This window comes from Acidovorax sp. LjRoot204, from assembly GCF_056175785.1.
Genome location: NZ_JBGFFF010000052.1, coordinates 1 through 22,880, shown reverse-complemented (window position 1 = coordinate 22,880; position 22,880 = coordinate 1). Strand labels below are relative to the sequence as shown.

Here is a 22,880-nt window from a genome sequence, read left to right as displayed (position 1 = left end):
CCCACCCTCAGAGAGGAGCCCCACCATGCCTCCACAAGGCAACCACCCCCGCCCCGGCAAGACCCAGTTCTATGGCGCAGYCAGCCTCGATGGCTTCCTCGCCACGCCCGACCATGACCTCGACTGGCTGCTGCAATTTGGCGAGATCGAGGGCTCCAGCTACCCCGCGTTCATCCGCGACGTGGGTGCGCTGGCAATGGGATCGCACACCTACGAATGGATGCTGAAACATGCCATCGATGCGGGCCAGCCCTGGCCTTACACGCCGCCGACCTGGGTGTTCAGTGCACGCACGCTGCGCGGCATTGAAGGCGCGGATGTGCGCTTTGTGCGTGGCGATGTGCTGCCCGTGCACCAGGCCATGGTGCAGGCTGCAGCGGGGCGCAATGTGTGGGTCGTGGGTGGGGGTGACCTGGTGGGGCAGTTTTACGATGCGGGCCTGCTGGACGAGCTGATCGTGCAAATAGCCCCCGTCACGCTGGGCGCAGGCACGCCGCTGTTGCCGCGCCAGATCATGCAACCCACCCTGCAGCTCAAGTCAGTGACCACGCTGGGCGGCATTTTTGCGGAGCTACGGTACCTGGTCACCCGTTAGCAGACTAGCCCGCGCGGGTCAGCCGCGGGTTCTGCTGACCCGCCGCGTCATGCCAGCGGCACCAGCTTGCTCACGGGGTGCGACAGCACCAAGGCGGTAGACACGCTGCCAAACGCTGCCAGGGCATCCACCACACGCTCCAGATCTGCCGGCTGTCCAAATGCGCAGCGCACCACAAAGCAGTCCTCTCCCGTCACGCGCACGGCGTCCAGCACCTCGGGCATGGTCTGAAACAGCTGCACGTAGCGCTGAATGTGTTCGTGCGTGGTGCGCACCCGCACCACGGCCTGCAAGCCCAGGCCAGCGGCAGCCAGGTCGATGCGGGCCTGGTAGCCCACGATCACACCGGCGTCTTCGAGTTTCTTGACGCGCTCGCTCATGGCAGGCTGCGACAGACCGATCTGCTTGCCCAAGGCAGACAGGCTCTGGCGAGCGTCGGCCTGCAGGGCCATGARGATCTGTCGGTCTTTTTTGTCCAGCTCCACGGTGCAATGCTCCCTTTGCGATGACTTCAAGGTTTGGAGGGCCACTTTCCGATGATGCCCCCTGCCCATCCACAGGCGCGGCACCTATCGTTGGCAGGCAGTGACACCACTGCTTTTTTGACCCGAAGGAATTTTGACGATGAGACCTGTTTTGCTTGTTCCCGGCATCTACAACTCTGGCCCCCGCCACTGGCAATCATTGTGGCAAACCCAGCACACGGGCGTGGTGCGGGTGGAGCAGGCCGATTGGGCACACCCGCAATGCGACGCCTGGGTGCAGGCCATTGAAGCGGCCATCACCGCAGCAGGCCAGCCCCCCATCGTGGTGGCCCACAGCCTGGGTTGCCTAGCAGTGGCGCGGTGGGCTGCCAGCGCGTTGACCGCTGTGCATGCCCTGATCCTGGTGGCCGTGCCAGACCCCGACGGGCCCGACTTTCCACCGGATGCCAAAGGCTTCACGCCCGTGCCTGCGGCGCTGACCGCCCCCGGTCAGCCTGCGCGGCAGACCATGCTGGTGAGCAGCAGCGACGATCCGTATTCCACTGCATCCTTCTCGGCCCATTGCGCAGCCGCCTGGGGTGCCCAGCAGGTGGACCTGGGGGCCAAGGGGCATATCAATGCCGACAGCGGCCTGGGCGACTGGCCCGAAGGATGGGCCTGGGTACAACGCTGGCGCGCCGCCTGATGAGGCACCAGCGGGAAGTGGGCCGAGAGACGAGCGAAAAGCCGGGCACGCCCCCGGCCGCTCAGTCCGCCAGCGCCTGGTCAATGACCAGGTAGCGTTTGACCAGATCAAAAAAGCTGTCGTAGAAGGTGTCCTTGGCAATGGTCTCGCTGCCCACCTTGACCAGGGACTCGCTGCTGGATGAGAACGGCAGCGACACCGAGCCGATGGCGCCCACACCCACGCTGGCCGAGTTGTTGGTCTTGCGCAATGCGTAGGTGTCCTGGGTGGCCGTCACAAAGCCCAGACTGACCTTGCCGTCGTTGGCTTCGGGCACACACACCACGCGCACCACCATCTGCAGGTGCGACTCGGGCTCGGGCTGGAAGCTCTTCTTGCCTTCCACCAGGTCGGCCGCGCTGGACGAGATGACGTAGCCCTGGCTGAGCAGTGCGCGGCGCGAGGCTTCACACGTCTGGGCCGGCGTGGCATCGAACAGGCGCGAGTACGTGGCGACCGAGCCAAAGTTCTCCTGCACGCCAAACGTCTTGGCCCCTGTGCCGGCACAGCCCGCCATGACCAAAGTCGCGCCACAGGCCAGAGCCACTGCAGCGGCGCGCAGGGGCGCTTGTTGGGGGGCATGGGATTCTGTGGACCAGGGGAAACGCAAAACCGGGACTCCTTGGGGGTGGGCGGCTATCGCCGACGATAACAAGCGCGAAACAAACGCGACGCGAGCGCATTGGACAATGCACCCCATTGTCACAGCGCCTGGGGTGTCTGACGGCAGTAACCGCTCCCGGTTCCCCAGATTCTTCATGCCATGCACACCACGGCGTGGTCACACCTTGAAGCAAAGCAGACCGGTGGCCCGCCAGGTGCTACGCAGGGCGGCGGCATGCGCATGCCCCCATACCAGCCCTTGTTGTGTCACCGTCATCACGCAGCAAAACGCTATACTATTAATAGCTACAAAGGCATACTGATGTAGCGCATCCAGCCAAATCGCTCCATTTTTGCAAGAAGCACTGGCGCCAGTGCCTGCAAACACACACCCAAGCTCCCTGTGCCCCTCGCTTCCCTGTTTTGCCTGGTCGTTGCCATCAGCGACGGCGACACCCTCACTGCCCGCTGCGGGCCACCTGGTGCCTACCAGCAGGTGAAGGTGCGCATCGCCGCCATCGATGCGCCCGAGTCGCGGCAAGCGTTTGGGCAGAAGTCGCGGCAGCACCTGGCACAGCTGTGCTTTCGACAACGGGCCACGCTACAACCCGTGGATGAGGACAGCTACGGCCGCATGGTGGCGCAGGTGCGTTGTGGTGGCACCGATGTCGCCACGGCACAGGTGCGCGCAGGCATGGCCTGGGTGTACACGCCTTACGCCAGCCCCTACCCGCACCTGGCGCCCTTGCAGCGCTCTGCACAGGCACAGCATGCGGGCCTGTGGTCCCAGAAGCGGCCTTTGGCGCCCTGGGACTACCGGCACCGGCAGCGCCGTTGATTCGCCAGGGAAACGGCGCGCACCACCGCATCGCTGACGATCCCGAGCGGCAGGCGATCAGTTGCGCAGCAAGGCCAGCACGCCCTGGGGCATTTGGTTGGCCTGCACCACCATGGCGTTTCCAGCCTGCTGCAGGATCTGCTGGCGCGCCAGCGAAGCGGTTTCCACTGCGAAGTCTGTGTCCACCACGCGCGCGCGGCTGGCCGACAGGTTTTCGCTGCTGACCTGCAGATTGCCGATGGTGGCCTCCAGGCGCGAGGCCTGGGCGCCCAGCACGGCGCGCTGGCTGCTCACATAGTCCAGCGCGCGGTCCACCGCCACGATGGCCTGTGCGGGCGACACCGTGACGTCCAGCGTGTTGCGCAGGCCCAGCGCACCCAGGCTGATCACGCCCACCCGTGTCTCCAGCGTCTGGTTGGCGTTGGCGCCGACCTGGAACACCTTGGTGCTCACGGCCCCGGCGTTCTTGGCAATCGTTTCGTACGACTCGGTGAACCCCTCCAGCACATCCTGGCCGGAGCGGCTGCCCATGTTGGGAATGGCGGCTTTGGCATTGYGCGCGGCGCCGCCGTCCACATCCAGCCCACCGATCGCCCCCGTGTCGTCGTTGTTCAGGTCAAAGGTGCCGATGAACGCGGCGCCGTTGGTGGCGAACTGGCTTTTGACATCGGCCGCGTTGGTAAACACGCCGTGCGAGGCATTGGCGATGGCGGTGTCGAGGGTGGCGCCCGGGTTGGCGTTCATGTAGGTCAGCACGTCCTTGACCCCTGTGCCCCCCGCCGCCTTGATGCGGTCATGCATGTAGCGCACCGCCGAATAGCTGGACGAGTAGAACTCGCTGGTGTTGGTGGGGCCATTGATGGCGGCCACCACGCCTGCCGTGGTCACCGCAGCGATGTCGTTCTTGACCCGCTCATCCGCCCCCTGGATGAACTCCGCCGTGCCTTCGATGAACCACAGGTTGCCGGCCTGCAGGTTCTGCCAGTTGGTGCTGCGGGCCATCACGGCGTGCACCATCTCGTGGCCGATGATGCGGTCGTTGTAGTACGGCGCGGTGCCGCCGTTGGGCAGGTTGGGGGGCACAAAGTCAGCCATGTCCACCTGCAACACCAGACTCAGTCCCCGGCCGTTGGCGTCATAGCCCGTGTTTTGCACATAGGCAGCCACCCCGCCGGCGCCGTCGGTGTAGCCGGTGTAGCGGATGTCGAGCTTGGCACCATCGGCCTTGAGGCCGTAGTAAGTGCGGATGAGCTGTTCGCTGCTTTCCAGCCAACTGCCCGCGCTGGTCAAGCCGTCGTACACGCCCAGCAGGTTTTCATCGCCCACCACGCTCGCGCTGGAGGTGTCGAACACGTTCATGCCATTGAACTGGGTGGTGCGGCCGGTGCGGTCAATCTCCTGCGCAAGGCGCGAGACCTCTGCCTGAATGGCCTCCCGGTCGGAGGCACTGTTGGTGTCATTGGCCGCCTGCACGGCCAGTTCGCGGATGCGCTGCAGGCTGGCGGCCACGCCCTGCAGGGCGCCCTCGGCCGTCTGCATCAGCGACAAGCCGTCGTTGGCGTTGCGCACCGCCTGGTTCATGCCCCGGACCTGGGAGGTAAACCGCTCCGAGATGGCCAGGCCCGCCGCGTCGTCCTTGGCAGTGTTGATGCGCAGGCCCGAAGACAGGCGCTGCACGGTCGTCGCCAGGTCGCCCAGTGCATTGCCGAGCCGGCGCTGCGCATTCAGCGACATCACATTGGTGTTGATCGTCAACGCCATGGCTCGACCATTGGTCTCCAGGGGGTGAATGGGCGCAGCGCACAAGCGCCACGGGCGGAGCGGGCCTGCTTTTCAGGGCCTCTGTCGTCTTTTCGGCAGGTCGGCAGAGAACCTGAGGCCCGGGCGCCTCGCCTGGGCGCCGGGCTTTACCCCGCCTTCACAGCGCGCCCGCGCCGAGGGCGCTAGCATCAGGGTTCTCCCCAGGTCCGCGCAGCCCTGGGCCGCCTCTCTGCTCCCACGCCTTGTCCATGCCCGTTCCCGAGCCCACTTCGCCTGTTCCCGCCGCCAGCGACGCCCAGAGCGTCTATCGCCACAACGGTTTTGTCTCCTTTCTGGTCGCCCGCGTGGTGGCCGTCATCGCCACCCAGGTACAGGCGGTGGTGGTGGCCTGGCAGGTGTACGACCTGACCCGGCAGCCGCTCGCGCTGGCCTATGTGGGGCTGGCGCAGTTTCTGCCCATGCTGGCTTTGTTGCTGCCCGCGGGCGACCTGATCGACCGCTTTGACCGCAAGCGCATCCTGGCGATCGCCTGGTCGGTGGGCGGCCTGTGCAGCGCCCTGCTCTGGTGGCTGTCTGGCCACGGCAGCAGCGGGGTGGCGGGCATTTATGCCGTGCTGGTGCTCTATGGCTGCGCCCGCGCGTTCTCGGGCCCGGCCATGCAGAGTCTGTTGCCACAGATCGTGCCGCGTGCACAACTGGCCCAGGCCATCGCCGCCAACAGCATGCTGATGCGTGTGGCCAGCATTGGCGGGCCGCTGCTGGGCGGGCTGCTGTATGCGCTGGGCGGCGGCGAGCTGACCTATGCCATCTGCTGCGCGTGTTTTGTGCTGGGGGTGGCCCTGCTGCTGCGCGTGGTGGTGGCCCACGCCACGGCACCCGGCCCCGCGCAAGGCACGATGTTCGAGCGCTTTGGCGCGGGCATCACCTTCATCCGCACGCGGCCCATCATCCTGGGCACCATCTCGCTGGATCTGTTTGCCGTGCTGCTGGGCGGCGTGGTGGCGCTGCTGCCCATCTATGCGCAAGAGGTGCTGCATGTGGGCCCGGCGGGCCTGGGTGCGCTGCGCAGTGCCATGGCTGTGGGCGAGGTCAGCGCCGGGCTGTACCTGAGCATGCGGCCCTTCAACCGCCAAGTGGGCCGCACCATGTTCATCGCGGTGGCGGTGTTTGGCGTGGCCAACCTGGTGTTTGCGCTGTCCACACTGTTCTGGCTGTCGTTTGCGGCGCTGCTCGTGGCGGGCGCAGCCGACATGGTGAGCGTGTACATCCGGGGCGCTCTGGTGCAGTTCTCCACGCCCGACACCATGCGCGGGCGGGTGAACGCGGTGAACATGCTGTTCATCGGCTCGTCCAACGAACTGGGCGAATTCCGCGCGGGCACCAGCGCCGCATGGCTGGGCGTGGTGCCCGCCGCCATCGTGGGTGGCCTGTGCACGCTGGGTGTGGTGGGTGGCTGGATGATGGCGTTCCAGACCCTGCGCAAGGTAGACCGTTTTGAGGAGGCCGCACAGGCCACGGGCGCAGCGCCATAGCACCGAGAACCTGTTCTCAGGCGATCATGATCATGTCTGGGGGCTTGGAGATACCCCTCGATACATCCTCCCTGGCGTTTGTGTCGCGCAGGTAAAACCCGCCGTGCGGGCTTGCATGCGGGTGGTGGCAGCGGCACCATGCGGACAGCCATTGGCTGGCTGCCCGCGAGGCCCCATGACCCCCACTAACCCACTGCACCTCCACCGCCGCACCCTGCTGCTCGGTCTGGCGGGCTGCGCCGTCTTTGGCGTCCCCCTTGCCACACAAGCCGCGCCCCCCGCAGCCGCAGTGCCCCACACAACAGGCCCGGGCACCTGGAGCGCGGCCGACGAACCCACCCTGGCACGCCTGCTGGACCGCGTGACCTGGGGCTGCACCGCCCAGGGCACGCAAGCGCTGGGCGGCTTGGGCATCAGCGCGTATCTGGCTGCGCAACTGCGCCCAGGTGCCAACGCCGCACTGCCCCGCGAAGCCCAGGCGCAGATCGACGCCATGGCCATTTCGCGCACCCCCATCGAGGCGCTGGCGGCCGACATGGAAGCCCGCAACCGCGCCGCCAAGGCCCTGCCCACCGAGGACGAGCGCAAGGCCGCGCTCAAGGCCTGGCAGCAGGACATGCGCGTCCTGCAGCAAGAGGCTGCCGCCCGGTTTGTGCTGCGCGCGCTGTATTCGCCCAGCCAGTTGCGCGAGAAGATGACCTGGTTCTGGATGAACCACTTCAACGTGTTTGCAGGCAAAGGCAACCTGCGCGCCCTGGTGGGCGACTACGAAGAGCGTGCGGTGCGCCCCCGCGCGCTGGGCCGCTTTCGCGACCTGCTGGGCGCCACCGTGCGCCACCCCGCCATGCTGCGCTACCTGGACAACGCGCAGAACGCTGCAGGCCGCATCAACGARAACTACGCGCGCGAGCTGATGGAGCTGCACACSCTGGGCGTGGACGGTGGCTACAGCCAGCAGGACGTGCAGGAGCTGGCCCGGGTGCTGACCGGCGTGGGCGTATCGCAGCGGCCGCCGGGCGACGAGCCCCCGCGCATGCGACCCGCACTGCTTCGCCACTACGTGCGCGACGGCCTGTTCGAGTTCAACCCGCAGCGGCACGACTGGGAGCCCAAGACACTGCTCGGCCAGCCGCTGCGCGCCGAGGGCCTGGCCGAGGTGGACGAGGCCCTGGACCGCCTGGCCCGCGCGCCTGCCACCGCGCGCTTCATCACCCGCAAGATCGCGCTCTTTCTGGTGGGCGACAACCCGCCCCCCGCACTGCTGCAGACACTGGCCCGCAGCTTTGAGCGCACGGACGGCGACATTGCGGCAGTGCTGGAAACGCTGTTCCACACACCAGAGTTCCGCGCATCCCTGGGCCAGCGTTTTCGGGACCCGGTGCACTACGCACTGGCGGGCCTGCGCCTGGCCCACGGCGATGCCGTGCTGCCCAGCACCGACCCTGCGCTGGCCTGGCTGCAACGGCTGGCCGAGCCTTTGTATGGCCGTGTCACGCCCGATGGCTACCCGCTGGACTCCACGACATGGTCAGGCTCGGGGCAGATGAGCACGCGCTTTGAGATGGCGCGGGCCTTGGGTGCAGGCGCCATGGCCGCCCCACCAGCGAGCGATGACGCGGCACCCCGCGCCGCGCCGCGCATGCCGCCCGGCCTGGCGCAGACCGCCTACGTGCGTACGCTGGAGCCCACGTGGTCCCCGGCCACGCGCAGCGCCCTGGCGCAGGCCACCTCACCGCGCGAATGGAACCTGCTGTTCCTCGCATCCCCTGAGTTCATGCACGGATGAGGAGAGGAGATGGAGTACATCCCCCTGAGTCGCTTCGCGCCTTCCCCCTTCTCTCGAATGGCTTCGCCCTTCGGCAAGGGGGACGCAGCCCGTGCGGCGGGGCGGCCCTTGCACGGCTGCCATGGCTTTGGCCGCGCACGCGCCTGCGCAGCAGCCGATGATGCGTTCGGGCGCCATTGAATAGGTTGAAAGGACAGCCCCATGCTTTGTAGACGACACCTTCTCCAGGCCCTGGTCGCCAGCGCACTCGGCACGGGCCTGGGCGTGCACAGCGCCAGCGTGCTCGCCGCACCCCGCGCGCAGGACGCGCGCTTTCTGCTTGTGTTCTTGCGCGGTGGCTACGACTGCGCCAGCCTGCTCGTGCCCACGGCCAGCAGCTACTACTACGAGACACGGCCCAACATCGCCATCGCCCGGCCGGGGCAGGAGGGCGGCGCCCTGCCGCTCACGCCCGACTGGGGCCTGCACCCAGCACTGGCTGAATCGATGCTGCCGCTGTACCAGCAGCGCCAGCTCGCATTTGTTCCGTTTGCAGGCACGGACGATCTCTCGCGCAGCCACTTCGACACCCAGGACAGCATTGAGCTGGGCCAGCCCCTGGGCGGGCGGCGCGACTACCGATCGGGCTTTCTGAACCGGCTGGTGGCCGAGCTGAACCCGCGCGCCGACGATGCCCCGGTGGCGCTGCAGCCGATGGCGTTCACCAGCACCCTGCCCCTGGTGCTGCGCGGGGCGGTGGATGTGCCCAACACCGCACTGAGCGCAGGCGCGGGGCGCGGTGGTGTGGATGCGCGGCAGGCCGAACTCATCGCCTCCATGTATCAGGGCACACCGCTGGCCACGCCCGTGAACGAAGGCTTTGCCACCCGCGATGAGGTCGCCCGCACCATGCAGGGCGAGATGGAAGCCGCCAGCCGCAATGCGCTGAGTACCAAGGGATTTGAAGGCACGGCCCGGCGCATGGCGCGACTCATGCAGTCGCGCTACCAGCTCGGCTTTGTGGACGTGGGCGGCTGGGACACCCATGTGGGCCAGGGCGCCGCCACCGGCACGCTGGCCAACCGCCTGGAGGAACTGGGCCGGGGCCTGGCAGGCTTTGCCGACGAGATGGGCCCCGCGTGGAAGTCCACCGTGGTGGTGGTCATCAGCGAGTTTGGCCGCACCTTCCGCGAGAACGGCAACCGGGGCACGGACCATGGCCACGGCACGGTGTTCTGGGTGCTGGGCGGCGGGGTGAATGGCGGCCGCATTGCGGGCGAGCAGCAGGCGCTGACCGCCACCACGCTGTTCCAGAACCGCGACTACCCCGTGCTCAACGACTACCGCAGTGTGCTGGGTGGCCTGTTCGCCCGCATGTACGGGCTGAACGCGGCGGCCGTGGCGCGGGTGTTTCCAGGGACCCAGGGGGCCGACCTGCGGCTGGTTTAGCCGCGCTGGCGCCCCACATCATTCACTATATTTTTGATAGCTACTCAGGCATATATTTCTAGCGCCACAGGCGATTTATCCTCTAAATCGCCCGGGCATCACGCGTTGAAGGTACCTGTCAGCAGCTCTGGCAGGCGCTCCACCTTCATCTTGAAGCCGCAGGCCTGCGCATGGCCACCGCCGCCCATGCTTTCGGCCAGCGCGATGCAGTCAAAGTTGCGCTGCGCACGCAGCCCCACCTTCACGCCCTTTTCGCCTGCACTCCACATCAGCGCAAAGGTGCCCGTTTTGGCCGAGAGGACGTCGCCCACCAGGCTGTGGAACATGCCGGGGGCATTGACCATCAGGCCCGTGATGCCGTTGAACACCAGCGGCTGCGCGCCTTCGGCGATGTCGGCACAGAGCTTGCGGTACTTCTGGTCCATGGCCTCGCCGCGCACCATGAACTGCTGGAGCTGTTCGGGCGTGAAGTCGGCAATCTCGCGCCAGCGCGCAAAGCCTTGCTCTTCCATGTCCAGGGCTGACAGGAAGGCAGCGCTCTCGGCAAACTCCCACTTCCAGATGTCGCGGTCTTCCACGTATTTGAACAGGGCAGGCATCGCTTCGTGCGGATGGAAAAACTCCCACGCCAGCCGCGCACCCGACTTGTTCATGTCGAAGTGCACCACGCCGCAGCGGCAGGCAAAGCCGGTGAGCTTTTCGGCCGCGCTCTTGTGGTGGTCCAGCATCACCAGCTTGGCGGCGCGCTCGTCGATGGCGGCCATCACCTCGTTGGCAAACGAGAAGTCGAGGATGTAGACCGCGCGGCCTTGCAGGGGCGGCAGGTCGTCCACGGTCTTGACATCGCCGTGGTCCAGCCCCACGTATTCAGCCTGGTCGCCGTAGTACAGCCATGCCGCCAGCGCCGCGCCAAAGCCATCGGGGCAATTGCGCCCGTGGTACAGGATCAGCGGTGCGGGGTCGTTCTTGTCGGGGGCAACCAGCAGTTGCAAGGGGAGTATGGTTTTCTTCGTCATGGCCCCCGATTGTCGCCGGGGCTTTGTGCCGCAGCGAGCGCAACGTGCGCAGCCAGCACACGTCAGCGGAACCAACCCCACCCCCAACGCCTCCACCCTACTGACGCAGCCAGCAAACCACACGATGTTCCAAGCCCTCAAAGACCTGCTTGAAAGCCTCACCCCGTTCAACCCCACGCCATCTCCCGCAGACCGTGCGCGGTCTATGCAACTGGCAGCCGCCGTGTTGCTGGTGGAGGTGGTACGGACCCAGTCGGCGGTGGGCGATGCGGAGCGCAGCGTGATGCAAACCGCACTGCACCGGCAATTTGCACTGAGTGACGATGAACTGCAGCGCCTGCTGGAACAGGCCGCAGCCACCTCCAGAACCGCCTACGACTACCAGCGCTTCACCAGCCAGCTGAACGAGCATTTCACGCAGGACGAGAAAATCCAGCTCGTTGAAGCCATGTGGCAGGTCGCCTACGCGGACGCACGCCCGGACGAGAACGAGATGCACACCATCAGCAAGGTGGCCGGCCTGCTGCATGTGACGCACGGCGAGTACATCGGCGCCAAGCTCAGGGCGAAAGAAACAGCACACGCCGGCCAGTCGCCCCATTGAGACGGACGCGGCCCCGGTGTGCGCCGCAGCGCACGGGTGGCGTCCCTTGGGGAAAGGACGCCAAGCAACCCCGGGGGCTAAATGGGCAACCAGCGCCACCAGAACGGCTTGCGCTCTTCCTGGGCGCCTTGCGCCTGTAGCAAGGCGATGAACTCGGTGCGCCGGTAGCGGCGGGCGGCCTCCAGCGGGGTCATGTCGTCGAAGTCCGACCGCAGCCCCGGGTCAGCCCCATGCGCCAGCAGGTAGTGAGCGATCTCGTGGTGGCCGTGGATCAGGCTCGCCACCAACGGCGTGCAAAGGATCTCAGGATGCTGGTAGTTGGGGTTCACGCCCGCACTGATGTGGTGGCGCACCAGCGCCAGGTCGCCCGCCACGGCGGCGGCGTACATGTCTTTCCAGTCTCCAGMGGACATACCTGGGCATCCTTTGCAAGGGTTGAACGGGGCCAGTGTAGGCAGCGGCGCGTGCGGCACAATCCGCGCCTTCCCCTAGCCCGCGATGGCGCACACACATTCCTCCATGCCCCCTCCCCTGCACATCCTCTGGCGCGACGAGCACCTGGTGGCCGTTTACAAGCCTGCTGGCTGGCTGGTGCACCGCACGGGGCTGGACGCGGGCGAGACGCGGTTTGTGATGCAGACCCTGCGCGACCAGCTGGGCCGGCATGTGTTCCCAGTGCACCGGCTGGACAAGGGCACCTGCGGCGTGCTGGTGATGGCGCTGCACAGCGATGCGGCGCGCGCGCTGTCGCAGGCGTTTGAGCATGGCGCCACGCACAAGCGCTACCTGGCGATGGTGCGCGGCTGGGCACCTGAGGCCATCGAGGTGGACCACGCCTTGAAGCCCGACGATGCGCCTGCGGACRCCGCCGTGCAGGACGCCCACACACGCTTTCGGCGGCTGGCGCAGCTCACGCTGCCGGAGGCCAGCGACGCGCGTTTTGCCACCACGCGCGCCTCGCTGGTCGAGGCCCTCCCGACCACGGGGCGGCGCCACCAGATCCGCCGCCACCTCAAGCACCTGGCGCACCCCATCATTGGCGATGCCACGCACGGCAAGGGCCCGCTCAACCGCTGGTGGGCCGAGCGGCTGGGCCAGCAAAGGCTGTGGCTGCATGCGTGGCAGTTGACGGTGCCGCACCCGGTGTCGGGGGTGGCGATGACATTTGACAGCGGGCTGCGCTGGCCGGGACCCGCGGACTGGGACTGCGGGCACGCCCCCGCCGACGACTCCACCGTGCCATGCGCCGACTGGCAGCGCCTGTTTGCCAAGCTGCCCTGGCACGAGACCCCCGCCCAGGCCCCGTAACGCGGGCGACACGGCGACGGCATGCCCGTCGAAATAATGGGCGCTCTCAAAAAATCAGGAGACCTTGCCCATGACCGCACCCGCCACCAACCGCGTCCTTGCCCACACGGGCGCGCGCTACCCCATCATCCAGGCGCCCATGGGCTGGATTGCGCGCACGCAGCTGGCCTCGGCGGTGTCGCGCGCGGGGGGGCTGGGCATCATCGAGACATCGTCGGGCGAGACTGCCAACTGCCAGGCCGAGATCACCAAGATGAGCGCGCTGGGCCTGCCGTTTGGCGTGAACCTGCCCATCCGCTTTTTGAAGGACGACGCCATGCTGCGCTTTGTGTGCGCGTCGGGTGTGAAATTTGTGACCACCTCGGCGGGCAGCCCGGCCAAGTTCATTGCGCCGCTGAAGGACGCGGGCATCACCGTGTACCACGCGGTGCCCACGGTGGACGCCGCGCTGAAATGCGTGGACGCAGGCATTGACGGCCTGGTGGTCGAAGGCGGTGAAGGCGGCGGCTTCAAGAACCCCGAAGAGGTCTCCACCCTGGTGCTGCTGCAGGCCATCCGCGCGCGGGTGGACGTGCCGCTGGTGGCGGCAGGTGGCATCTGTGACGGGCGCGGCATGGCCGCAGCCTTTGCGCTGGGGGCCGAGGCGGTGCAGATGGGCACACGGTTTGTCAGCTGCGCCGAGAGCCCCGTGCACGCCAACTACAAGAACGCCATCGTCGATGCGGGCGTCACCGGCACCTGGATGCTCAACACCAAGGCCAGCCCCTGCATCCGCGCGCTCAAGTCGCAGCGCACCCAGGCCATCCACGAGTCGGGCCTGATGCCCGCCGACAGCTTTGCAGGCATCCAGCGTGTGTACWTTGACGGTGACATGGAGGCGGCCCCTGCGCTGGCGGGGCAGACCGCGGGATTGATTGACTCCGTCAAGACCGCGCAGCAGATCATTGAAGACACCGTGGCGGAATTTTTTGCCATCAGCCAGCGCATGGGTGCCATGGGCATGGCGCGCACGTTTGGCTGAAGAACACGGCGGTGCGGCCAGCCGCGCCTGTGGCCTACGCCGCCTTGGCCCCCAGCGCGCGCATGCGCGCCTTCCACTTGGCAACCCCACCCTCGCCCAGTTGATCCACGCTGCCCACCAGCGTCTCATGCACCGGCGCAACGCCCACAAAGCCCAGGATATTGCGCTCCAGCGACTTCACGCTGTGTGCACGGAAGTACCAGCGATAGACAAGCGCTGGCATGCCCATCGTGACCACCACTCGCGCACTGCGCCCGGTGAGCCCCTTGCGCCCAAAGGGGTTGCTGCCTTCGGGGTTGAAGGCAAAACCGGGCCTTGCAACCTGCTCCAGAAAACCCTTGAGCAAGGCTGGCATGTCGCCCAGCCACAGCGGAAAGAACAGCACGATGTGCTGCGCCCAGCCGATGTCAGCCTGCGCAGGCTTGAGAGACGCGGGCAGCAGGCCCAGTTCCCACTCGTGCTGGCTGCGCAGCAGGGCAAAATCAATGGCGGCCACATCCACCTGCCTCACCACATGGCCCGCCGCTACGGCCCCTTCGGCGTAAGCCTGGGACAAGGCGTGGCACAAGTGGGGCGCCAGGGCATCTGGGTGTCCCTGGATCAACAGAATGCGCATGGGGTCCATGTTCGTTCTCCTCATCCACATCGATGCGGAAAGCCTGCAAGCACTATCGTCTGACTCTACGCCTTCCCGCAACATTCCACGATCCTGGACCCGACCATGCGCACCATTCTCCGTTGCACCACGTTGTCCCCGCAGTTCCTGCAGTCCCGGCTGCGAATGGCTACTTCGGCAGTGGTCCTGATCGCCCTGGTGGCTTGCGGCACGGCTCCAGCCCCCATCGATCCCCCTGAGAAGGCACACCTGCCGTTGCTTCGTGGCTGGTTCGAGGGGCAAGAGGTCCTCTATGTGACCACCGATGTATCCGATGCCGACATGGCCCGCGCCAAGCATGCGAACTACGCGCCGCTGCTGACCAACGCCCTGCCCGACCCACAGGCATCAACATCCTCTGGCATGCAGCGCCTGGGGGCGACCGATCGCGTCTACGGCACCACCAACTTCGAGCAGGCCAGCGTGTTTGCATCCGCTCCCCGCCCTGTGGGGCCTGCAAATGCCTACACGGCTTACAGCCCGTTGTGGCAACTGGTTCAGGTCACCTGGGTCGATGCCACKCAGGCTCGCACCCTGCGGTCCGAGGAAGAAGTGCTGGACGCGCAGGACAAAGGCCAGATCACGCTGCAGATAACGCGGGTGGTGCTCAACTGCCCCATCATCCACCGTGGTCGGCTGGGGGCACTGCCGGGTGTTTCAGTTGATGGGCGCACACCCTGAAGCAGACCGCCACGCAATACAAGCGGGACTGCGTTCCGCGGCAACTCACTGCCATCCCCTGCGCTACACTTTTTGCCCCTGCTCTGCGCGGCGGCCGCCATGGCACCGACGCACTCCCGCAATGCCTTCCCTATTCGGCAGCTGTGAGCCCCCTTCCGCACCCAACGCCGTGTCGGCCGTGGCGCACGCTCTGCAAAATCTAAAGCATCCCCATGGCTGAAAACGCCCCCTCCCAGTCCTCCGCATCGCCCGCCCCGCCCATACAGGCTGCACCGTCCAGCAACCTGCGCGGCATCATCGCCATGGTGGCTGCGGTGGGTTTCTTTTCACTCATGGATGCGCTGCTCAAGACGCTGAGCGCCCACTACCCCGCCATGCAGGTCGCGGCGTTGAGGGGCTGGGCTGCGCTGCCGTTGGTGGCGCTCTATGCGCTGTGGCGTGGCGAGGTGCCACGGCTACTGAAGGTGCGCTGGCCCCTGCACTTGCTGCGTGGCGGACTCAACGTGGCCATGCTGGCACTGTTTGCATTTGCCATCCGTGAACTGGCACTGGCCGAGGCCTACACACTGTTCTTCATTGCGCCGCTGCTCATCACTGCGCTGTCCACCGTGGTGCTGCGCGAGAAGGTGCGCGCTGCCCACTGGGTCGCCATTGCGCTGGGCATGGTGGGCGTGCTGGTGGCTCTGCGACCCAATCAGGAGGCGTTCTTTACACTGGGCGCACTGGCCGTGCTGGCGGCAGCCACCTGCTATGCGGTGTCGGCCATCACGGGCCGCATGCTCACCCGCACCGACTCCAGTGCCAGCCTGGTGTTCTGGACCACCACGCTGCTGGCACTGGGTGCCGGCGCGCTGGCCTGGCCGCACTGGGTGGGCGTGGCACAGGCGCATTGGCCACTGGTGGCAGGGCTCGCCATCACAGGGTTTGCAGGCCAGTTGGCGATCACCGAAGCCTTTCGCCACGGGCAGGCTTCCGTGGTGGCGCCATTTGAATACACGGCGCTGGCCTGGGGCATGGGGTTGGATTGGGTGCTGTGGCAGACGGTCCCAGGCTACAGCACGCTGCTGGGCGGCGCCATCATCATTGGCAGCGGCCTGTACCTTGTGCGCCAGGAGCGCACGCAGGCAGTGGTGCCACCCTGACCGGCGCGAACCGGTGCGAGACCGGCCACTTGCCGTCGCTCCGGCGCGGCATGCGCTGACACGGCAGTCAGGCAGTTCACCCTGTAATGAAGCGACGAACACAGCGGCACTGCCGCAAGGAAATAGCCATGACACAACACGCCACCGTCCACGGCCACGTGACCTACACCCCGGGCGACGGCGCCCCGATCGCCATCCCAGAGGGACCGATCGAGGTGACCACCAGCCCGGACAGCACCACGCTGAGCTGGTCGGTCGAAGAAGACATCGTCGGGTCTGCAGCACTGCCACCCGACCAGTTCAACCAGTACGTCAAGGACGGCAAGATCCGTTTCAAGAAATAGCCCGGGCGCCCATACCCCGGACCTCCCCGCCGCCCGATCCGTATCAGATCGGCCGCGTGAGGTACACCGCCTCGCGGCCCACGATGGGCTCGCGGGTGGGCATGAGGATGGTGCAGTCGTCGCACAGCGCGCGGATCTCGTGCGGCCCATCGGTGGCGATGAGGTCACCCTTGGCAAACACCTCAAACCCTTGCACGGGCTTTGTGAAGCGGAAGTCCGACGTGCGGACCATGCAGGTCTCTAGCAGCTCGTAGCGGCGCTGCTCGGCGGGCGTGGGCCGGTCGGCCACCGGTGCGATAAGGCCAAAGTGCGCCAGAAAGTCCAGCGCCACCGCAGTGGCCATGTCGGCCGCCGATTGGCGGAAGTGCTGGCCACATTCCACCACCAGCGCCACCCCATCTCCCTCGGCCTGCCCGTGGCGACCGTGCTGGATGAGCGGCGTGCCCGAACCGAGGCCGCTGGGCATCACCAAGTGCACCGGCGGGCGGCCGATGGCCAGCGCCACCTCCGCATTGCGCGGGTAGGCTGGGTACACCCAGAACGGCTGCACGTCTTGGCTGGTGGAGTGGATGTCGAGGATGTGATCGGCCGCAGCCACCACGGGGCGCAGGATGCGGGCACGCTGCAGCTCGGGGCTGTCGGCCGTGCCGTCCAACTCGGCCGCCGACCAGATGCGGTTTAGGTTGTGCACCAGCTGGCGGCTCTCGAACGGGCGGCTCTGGTCAAACGATTCGTAGGCGGCCACATTCGCAAAGCTGACGGTCAGCGTGCCGATGAGGGGTCGCACACCCGTGTCCAGCAGGTGGGTGGCCGCCACCATACCGCAGATCTCGTTGCCATGCGTGAGGGCGTTGATGAGCACATGGGGGCCAGGCTTGCCCGACTCAAAGCGGTGCACATAGTCGATGCCGACRTTGCCCTKGCGGTAGGCRGAGAGRTCGCGGGGGAGGACTTCAAAAACGGGGGGGTTCTGCGTCATGGCAATGAATTAATAAGATGACACATCATTGTCTGCGCAAAGCCGGATCATTGCTGGGCGCGGTGTACGATGCCCGCCGGTTGAGTCCCTCCTGTGTCCCTGCCCATGCCCACTGCCCGACTTTGCCCACTGGCCGATCTGGCCCACCGCATTCCCCCCGACTGCTGGATGGCAGAGCGTCTGGCGGAGGACCCTGATGCCCTGGCCGATGAAACCGCGCTATGGATCACAGGCGACGCGCACTGGCCTGCGCTGCACCTCGACGCCCCCCTGGCCCAGGGCAGCCCGCTGCGCCAATGGCTGCAAGAGCAACCCGACGGCCCCAATGAGGCCTCCGTACCCCGTGCGCCCTTTGTGATCGTGGTGGATGGAGACCTGCGCATTGACGGCGCCTTGACCAGCGCCGACACCGATGGCACGACGCACCTGGTCGTCAACGGCAACCTGCATGTGCAGAACGCCGTGATCGGCGGACAGCTGGTGTGTTTGCAAGGTGCGCTGCAGGTGCATGACCTGCTTTGGGGCCACTACAACCATGGCGAGCTGCGCGTGCGTGGTGGGCTGCAAGCCCGGGTGGCGCTGTTCACCGACGAGTACCACCTGCACATCGAAGGCCAAGAACAGGTGGAGTTTTTGCTGGACGAGGTGCGCGGTGTGCCCCACCGTGCGGAGTTCTCGGCCGAGATCGTGGGTGCCGTGTTCGCCCCCGAGTTCCACGAGGGCGTGGACGCCGGCGAAGACGGCCTGGCTGCCATGATCAGCCGCCGCCAGGTGCTGGCCGCCGTGCGGGCAGGCCAGAGCGCGGTGCGCAGCAGCGCAGACATCCACGCCGACCAGCCTGTGGCCGACGACCTGTGCGCAGACAACTCCATCAGCATCGAGAACATCCTGGCCGTGGTGCACACGCCAGTGATCGCGCACAAGGAACACAAAGCCTACGGCTGGTTCCAGCAGACTGATTTCTCACTGTGCCAACGGCATGTGGACGAAGAAGGCGACGCGCGCGACGACAACGTGTTCATCACGGTGTGGAAAACCTGGGACTTCTACCTGTCGGTGGAGCAGGTGCCCGCGCCCCGCAACTGGCTGGAGCGTGTGGCCACCAAGCTGTGGCGCCATGCTGCCCCCACGGTAGCGCAGCGCACGCTGCTGTACCGCCGCTACACACAGGGCGAGCCTGGGGACTGGCAGGTGCTGGCGCCCCCCGCCGAGCCCGGCCACGACCCCGACGCCTGGAAGGCCTGCGAACACGCCTGGCGCGGTGTGCTGGACTACGTGCGCAAAGCCGTGGGCCAGCACCGCGCACGCTACTCGCTCTACCAGCGCCTGCAGGCCACATTGACGGCCGAGCACATCGAGGCCTTCACCAGCCTGCCTGTGTTCACCGAGCAGTACAACGACTGGTGGGACAGCGACCGCAACGGCTATTGGGAGGGCGAGGTCTGGGTGGGGGCGCGCCAGCCCTGCATGCACGACGGCGAACCCTGGGGCCGCGCGCTCAAATACAGCTGGCGCAACGGTGACGACGCGCCGGGCGATGACGAAGACAACGCCCACAGTGCCTACCAGATCCATGTGGACGAGGCGCGCGAGGGGCCGGCCGCTGTAGAGTTCAGCTACGCCCAGCGCCAGAGCGACAGCCGCGCCCCCTTGCCCCGATGCGCCGCCGACCACATTGCCCGCCTGCTGCGCTTTCACGGTCTGGTGCAGGCCCGCATCCGCGCGCGGCACGAACAGGCGCAGGCCCAGCAGACCGAGGCCCGCCGCATCGAAGCCGCCGTGCAACTGCTGACTACCCCCCCATTGCCCCCCGACCTACCCGATGCCGCTGTGTTTCCCGTCGAACTCATGACGCTGTCGGAGCAGTGGCAGGCCGATGGGCAAGCCTACGTAGCGGCTATCCGCGCGCACCAGCTGGCCAACGATGCCCACCGCGCCGAGGCATCGGCAACAGCCGGTGGCGGCGATGAGGACAACGGAGACAACGCCCTGCCCGAAGACCCGCGCAGGGCCGATGCGCCCACCGTGCTGCAACTGGCGCGGGTGGTGAGCCAATGGGCCGACGAAGAGCTTGCCACGCGGTTTCGCCAGCGCTTTGCCTTTGCTCCGGATGCCTATGTGGCGCGTGCCGCCCAGGCCGGCCAATTCATCGGCCCCGTGTTTGTGCTGGACGATGACCGTGTGGTCGCCCGCATCGGCGCGGCCCATGACGACGACGCCCGCTGGGTGTTGCTGCATGGCACAGAGCACACGCCCCTGCCCGCCATCCGGGGCCTGGGCCGCTCGCCCGATCGCCGGTGCTTTGCCCAATGCGACGGCCTGCACATCACCACCCACCACGGATGGAATGGCCCTGTGATTACGCAATTTGCACTGCCGCGCGGCAACGAAGGCCTGCCGCCGCAGGTGCAGGTGTCGGCAGGCCCGCTAGGGCAGCGCTGCGATGAAATCATTCCCTTCAACGATGGCCTGCGCGTGCTGCTGCGCAACCCCACAGGGGTGTATCTTCTGCACCCCGCAGCCCAAGGTGCCGACAGCCCAGTGCAACGCCTGCACCCGCAGACGTTTGAAGAAGATGGCCCCTACACCTGGCCCAAGAACCAGATGGATGAAAAGGTCGATGGTGAGACCGTCACAGTGCTGGCGCTGGACATGCTGCACATGGCCCTGTCGCCTGATGAGCGTCACATCGCAGTAGGCGACCAGGACAGCTGCCACATCCTGCTGGACGCGCACGGCGCTGTGGTGGCCGAGCACGAGCCCCTATCGTCTTACCCCCACCATGCGGTGTTCTCGCTCGACGGCACACGCCTGTTTGCCAACTCATGCCATCTGTATTGGGGCAGTACCTGCTCGATCCCCATCGGGGCGGCACCGCAAGAAGCGACCGATGAGGACACCCCACCACTGGACGAACGCTGCCGCGTGTACGCCTCTGTCACCTTGCCGGGCCTGGTGATCCTGGGCGATGCGGACGGCTACCTGCATGCCATCAGCGACGAGGGACAAGCCCTGTGGCGCCACCACATCGGCAGCACGATCAGCGCTATCGAAGCCTCCCCCGATGGAGAAACCCTGTGGGCGGCCAGCTATGGCGGCTACCTGGTGCGGCTGCAGCGCAGCGAGGCGGGCATGGACCCTTACTCCATCAGCACGTCACTGTATGTGGAGACGCGGCGGTGGATATTCTGGCGGGATGAGGTGGGGCCGGTGCGGTGGTAGCAGAGCAAGTCTGCCCACGGTAGCCACACCAGACTCTCATTTTGATCTGCAGGAAAACACATACCAACCAGGTCCGTGAAAGCGCTGGAACACGGCTTCCCGCCCGCGTCCACATGCTGCGTTGGCCAGATTCTTGACGTCCTCTTCTGTCGCCAAAGCGGGCCTGGCGATCTGTACGCCGAAATCATAAGACTCCACAACTCGCGGTTGGCAGCCTGTCGATGCCACCGCAATGCCCAAGCCCCATCCGGCCCCAAGAAGTCTCATGCAGATGTTCTGCCCACGCGGCGAAGGCGTGACGTTGGATGAGTGGGCACCGACAAGTGCAGTGCCCAGGTTAGGTTGAAGGCGCCCAACCCAGCTGCATGCATCAGGGACAAAAATCTCACTGCGGCACCAGCTCCACGCGCCGGTTCTTGGCCTTGCCCTCATCGCTGTTGTTGCTGGCTACAGGTGCGAGCGACGCGACGCCATTGCCCACCAGGCGATTGGCCGCAATGCCGTAGTCCTTGGCCAGCACGGCGGCCACTGCGTCGGCGCGGCGCTTGGACAGCGCCAGGTTGCTATCGAAACTGCCCACGCTATCGGTATGGCCCACTACATGCAGCTTGACAGTGGGCTCGGCCTTCAGGAAGGCGGCGATCTGCTCCAGCGAGGGTTTGGACTCGGGCTTCACGTCGGCCTTGCCAGTGTCGAACAGGATGCCGTAGATGGCGACCTTGCCATTGGCCGTGATGGACTTGCTGATGTCCGATGCGCTGACCACCACCATGTTCTGCTCCATGGCTTTGGTTTCCAGGATGTCCACTGCGATGTAGGCGCCCTGCCTGGATTTGTACGTAGCGTCTTCCTTAGGCCAGTCGATGGAGATCAGGCGCACGGTAGTGTTGCCCTTCTGGAAGGTCCCCGTGCGCACGGTGCTCGCATCGGCGCCATACATCACGTATTCGCTGCGGTTGTTCTTGATGAAGTCGCGCTGGCCACTGCTGAAGTTGGCCAAAAAGTTGGTGTAACTGCCCGCAGCACTGTCACGGGTGGAGTCATACAGCGCCGTGAAACCGCTGGCCGTAAGGTCGTTGGCATAGTTGCGAAACAGCTCCAGTGACCGCGTGGCACCGGGGGCCTCGTACCACAGGCGGGTGAGCTTGCCTTCCAGAGCAAGTGGCGGCTGCACGTAGCGCCGCTTGTAGGTCTGCAGGTCGAACTCCTTGAACGTGGAAGTCTGGAACTCCACGGCGTCGAAGTTGCGCACCTCGTAGCCCACGATGGTGCTACCACCAAAACGCTTCACGGCGGGGTGATCCTTGGCGCCGGCAAGGTCCTGTGCAAACGTTGGCCACACGCTGACCGAGGCCAGGAACCCGAGGCACAGCGATGCGCCCCACTGACGAAACAGCTTCATGCTCATGGGCAATCTCCGGTTGAATACACGCATCGCTGACTGAGCTGCACCCGGCGTTGCGACAGGCGGCGGGCTCGCATCCATCATAGGCGAGCACCTGGCTGCAGGCCACCCAGCCTTCATGCGACGCCATGGCGCAGCGCGCCGCTTTCGCGAAATGCATCACGGTTTCACACCGGCTTTGTGTTGGACACCTCCCGCAAGCTTCATGTCACTTGCCAAACGCCGAACCGGATCCCACAGGAAATTGAGACCCATGCACTGGCTCATGGCATGAGCGTTGCATGCGCCCCCTGCACGCACTTGCACCCTCCATGACTTCATCCCACCGCTCCGCCCGCTCCCGTGCACCCGCTCCTCCAGATGCGCCACCACCCAGCGCCCCTGACCTCAGCACGCCGGTGCTCTTGCTCATGGCCGTGGCCTGCGGCCTGTGTGCGGGCAGCAACTACTTCAACCAGCCGCTGCTGCACTCCATTGCCACGCAGCTGCAAGTGCGGGACGCGTCGGCGGCGCTCATCGTGACGCTGGCGCAGGTGGCGTACGCGGCAGGGCTGCTGCTGTTGGTGCCGCTGGGCGACCTGCTGGAGCGGCGGCGGCTTATCACCACACTGATGCTGCTGGCCGCTCTGGGACTGTTTACCAGCGGGTTTGCGCACAACTACGCCATGCTGGCGCTGGGCACGCTGCTCACCGGCCTGTTTTCGGTGGCGGCGCAGGTGCTGGTGCCGCTGGCAGCCACCCTGGCTGCGCC

At 66.3% G+C, this 22,880-nt stretch carries 22 protein-coding genes; 14 read left to right on the top strand and 8 right to left on the bottom strand.

What is annotated here, in order from left to right:
* Positions 1 to 25 precede the first annotated feature (25 nt).
* Positions 26 to 595 (top strand): dihydrofolate reductase family protein, encoded by a 570-nt coding sequence (locus AC04MI_RS11525; RefSeq protein ID WP_476497836.1) that lies wholly within the window; start codon positions 26 to 28, stop codon positions 593 to 595.
* 47 nt (positions 596 to 642) lie between these two features.
* On the opposite strand, the gene AC04MI_RS11520 is transcribed toward AC04MI_RS11525, so the two are convergent.
* Positions 643 to 1,080 carry an Lrp/AsnC family transcriptional regulator gene (locus AC04MI_RS11520; protein ID WP_476497835.1) on the bottom strand — a complete coding sequence of 146 codons (438 nt, stop codon included), beginning with the start codon at positions 1,078 to 1,080 and terminating at the stop codon, positions 643 to 645.
* 139 nt (positions 1,081 to 1,219) lie between these two features.
* On the opposite strand from AC04MI_RS11520, the gene AC04MI_RS11515 reads away from it, so the two are divergent.
* Positions 1,220 to 1,765 (top strand): RBBP9/YdeN family alpha/beta hydrolase, encoded by a 546-nt coding sequence (locus AC04MI_RS11515; protein ID WP_436079166.1) that lies wholly within the window; start codon positions 1,220 to 1,222, stop codon positions 1,763 to 1,765.
* Positions 1,766 to 1,826: 61 nt separating this feature from the next.
* Here the strand turns inward: AC04MI_RS11515 and AC04MI_RS11510 are convergent, their stop codons facing one another.
* The gene (locus tag AC04MI_RS11510; protein WP_056747050.1) at positions 1,827 to 2,321 is read right to left on the bottom strand and encodes a DUF2242 domain-containing protein; all 495 of its coding nucleotides are present in this window, start codon (positions 2,319 to 2,321) and stop codon (positions 1,827 to 1,829) included.
* Positions 2,322 to 2,810: 489 nt separating this feature from the next.
* Here AC04MI_RS11510 and AC04MI_RS11505 point away from each other — a divergent pair, with 489 nt between their 5' ends.
* Positions 2,811 to 3,245: a thermonuclease family protein gene (locus AC04MI_RS11505; RefSeq protein WP_395453625.1), complete on the top strand. Its 435-nt coding sequence runs from the start codon at positions 2,811 to 2,813 to the stop codon at positions 3,243 to 3,245.
* Positions 3,246 to 3,302: 57 nt separating this feature from the next.
* On the opposite strand, the gene AC04MI_RS11500 is transcribed toward AC04MI_RS11505, so the two are convergent.
* The gene (locus AC04MI_RS11500) at positions 3,303 to 5,006 is read right to left on the bottom strand and encodes a flagellinolysin (protein WP_476497834.1); all 1,704 of its coding nucleotides are present in this window, start codon (positions 5,004 to 5,006) and stop codon (positions 3,303 to 3,305) included.
* A 248-nt stretch (positions 5,007 to 5,254) separates the two neighbouring features.
* Here AC04MI_RS11500 and AC04MI_RS11495 point away from each other — a divergent pair, with 248 nt between their 5' ends.
* From AC04MI_RS11495 to AC04MI_RS11485, 3 genes are all read left to right on the top strand, one after another.
* Positions 5,255 to 6,538: an MFS transporter gene (locus AC04MI_RS11495; protein ID WP_436079167.1), complete on the top strand. Its 1,284-nt coding sequence runs from the start codon at positions 5,255 to 5,257 to the stop codon at positions 6,536 to 6,538.
* Between the two features lie 175 nt (positions 6,539 to 6,713).
* Positions 6,714 to 8,324, top strand: coding sequence for a DUF1800 domain-containing protein (locus tag AC04MI_RS11490; RefSeq protein ID WP_476497833.1), 1,611 nt, complete (start codon positions 6,714 to 6,716; stop codon positions 8,322 to 8,324).
* A 201-nt stretch (positions 8,325 to 8,525) separates the two neighbouring features.
* A complete protein-coding gene (locus tag AC04MI_RS11485) occupies positions 8,526 to 9,752 on the top strand; it encodes a DUF1501 domain-containing protein (RefSeq protein WP_436079170.1) in 1,227 nt (408 codons plus the stop codon).
* Positions 9,753 to 9,850: 98 nt separating this feature from the next.
* Here the strand turns inward: AC04MI_RS11485 and AC04MI_RS11480 are convergent, their stop codons facing one another.
* Positions 9,851 to 10,768 carry a DHH family phosphoesterase gene (locus tag AC04MI_RS11480; protein ID WP_436079171.1) on the bottom strand — a complete coding sequence of 306 codons (918 nt, stop codon included), beginning with the start codon at positions 10,766 to 10,768 and terminating at the stop codon, positions 9,851 to 9,853.
* A 124-nt stretch (positions 10,769 to 10,892) separates the two neighbouring features.
* On the opposite strand from AC04MI_RS11480, the gene AC04MI_RS11475 reads away from it, so the two are divergent.
* Complete coding sequence (locus AC04MI_RS11475) at positions 10,893 to 11,372, top strand: tellurite resistance TerB family protein (protein ID WP_436079172.1); 480 nt, start codon at positions 10,893 to 10,895, stop codon at positions 11,370 to 11,372.
* 77 nt (positions 11,373 to 11,449) lie between these two features.
* On the opposite strand, the gene AC04MI_RS11470 is transcribed toward AC04MI_RS11475, so the two are convergent.
* Entirely contained in the window at positions 11,450 to 11,785 is a 336-nt protein-coding gene (locus AC04MI_RS11470) for an ankyrin repeat domain-containing protein (RefSeq protein ID WP_476497832.1), read from the bottom strand.
* A gap of 106 nt (positions 11,786 to 11,891) precedes the next feature.
* On the opposite strand from AC04MI_RS11470, the gene AC04MI_RS11465 reads away from it, so the two are divergent.
* Positions 11,892 to 12,680 carry a pseudouridine synthase gene (locus AC04MI_RS11465; protein ID WP_476497831.1) on the top strand — a complete coding sequence of 263 codons (789 nt, stop codon included), beginning with the start codon at positions 11,892 to 11,894 and terminating at the stop codon, positions 12,678 to 12,680.
* A 70-nt stretch (positions 12,681 to 12,750) separates the two neighbouring features.
* Positions 12,751 to 13,701: an NAD(P)H-dependent flavin oxidoreductase gene (locus AC04MI_RS11460; RefSeq protein WP_476497830.1), complete on the top strand. Its 951-nt coding sequence runs from the start codon at positions 12,751 to 12,753 to the stop codon at positions 13,699 to 13,701.
* Between the two features lie 34 nt (positions 13,702 to 13,735).
* Here AC04MI_RS11460 and AC04MI_RS11455 read toward each other — a convergent pair whose 3' ends face one another.
* Positions 13,736 to 14,326 carry an NAD(P)H-dependent oxidoreductase gene (locus tag AC04MI_RS11455; RefSeq protein ID WP_436079176.1) on the bottom strand — a complete coding sequence of 197 codons (591 nt, stop codon included), beginning with the start codon at positions 14,324 to 14,326 and terminating at the stop codon, positions 13,736 to 13,738.
* 96 nt (positions 14,327 to 14,422) lie between these two features.
* Between AC04MI_RS11455 and AC04MI_RS11450 the strand changes: the two genes are divergently transcribed.
* The 3 genes from AC04MI_RS11450 to AC04MI_RS11440 all read left to right on the top strand — a co-directional run bounded on the left by AC04MI_RS11450 (position 14,423) and on the right by AC04MI_RS11440 (position 16,523).
* Positions 14,423 to 15,037 carry a DUF7482 domain-containing protein gene (locus tag AC04MI_RS11450; RefSeq protein WP_436079177.1) on the top strand — a complete coding sequence of 205 codons (615 nt, stop codon included), beginning with the start codon at positions 14,423 to 14,425 and terminating at the stop codon, positions 15,035 to 15,037.
* 212 nt (positions 15,038 to 15,249) lie between these two features.
* Complete coding sequence (locus tag AC04MI_RS11445; RefSeq protein ID WP_395453609.1) at positions 15,250 to 16,179, top strand: DMT family transporter; 930 nt, start codon at positions 15,250 to 15,252, stop codon at positions 16,177 to 16,179.
* 128 nt (positions 16,180 to 16,307) lie between these two features.
* On the top strand, positions 16,308 to 16,523 hold the full coding sequence (locus AC04MI_RS11440) for a hypothetical protein (protein WP_436079178.1): 216 nt from the start codon (positions 16,308 to 16,310) through the stop codon (positions 16,521 to 16,523).
* 43 nt (positions 16,524 to 16,566) lie between these two features.
* Here the strand turns inward: AC04MI_RS11440 and AC04MI_RS11435 are convergent, their stop codons facing one another.
* Positions 16,567 to 17,502: a M14 family metallopeptidase gene (locus AC04MI_RS11435; RefSeq protein ID WP_476497829.1), complete on the bottom strand. Its 936-nt coding sequence runs from the start codon at positions 17,500 to 17,502 to the stop codon at positions 16,567 to 16,569.
* Positions 17,503 to 17,607: 105 nt separating this feature from the next.
* On the opposite strand from AC04MI_RS11435, the gene AC04MI_RS11430 reads away from it, so the two are divergent.
* Entirely contained in the window at positions 17,608 to 20,724 is a 3,117-nt protein-coding gene (locus tag AC04MI_RS11430; RefSeq protein WP_436074789.1) for a WD40 repeat domain-containing protein, read from the top strand.
* A gap of 385 nt (positions 20,725 to 21,109) precedes the next feature.
* Here AC04MI_RS11430 and AC04MI_RS11425 read toward each other — a convergent pair whose 3' ends face one another.
* Complete coding sequence (locus AC04MI_RS11425) at positions 21,110 to 22,132, bottom strand: OmpA family protein (RefSeq protein ID WP_099730758.1); 1,023 nt, start codon at positions 22,130 to 22,132, stop codon at positions 21,110 to 21,112.
* Between the two features lie 308 nt (positions 22,133 to 22,440).
* Here AC04MI_RS11425 and AC04MI_RS11420 point away from each other — a divergent pair.
* Positions 22,441 to 22,880: MFS transporter (locus AC04MI_RS11420; protein WP_476497828.1), on the top strand; the 440-nt coding region annotated here is incomplete at its 3' end.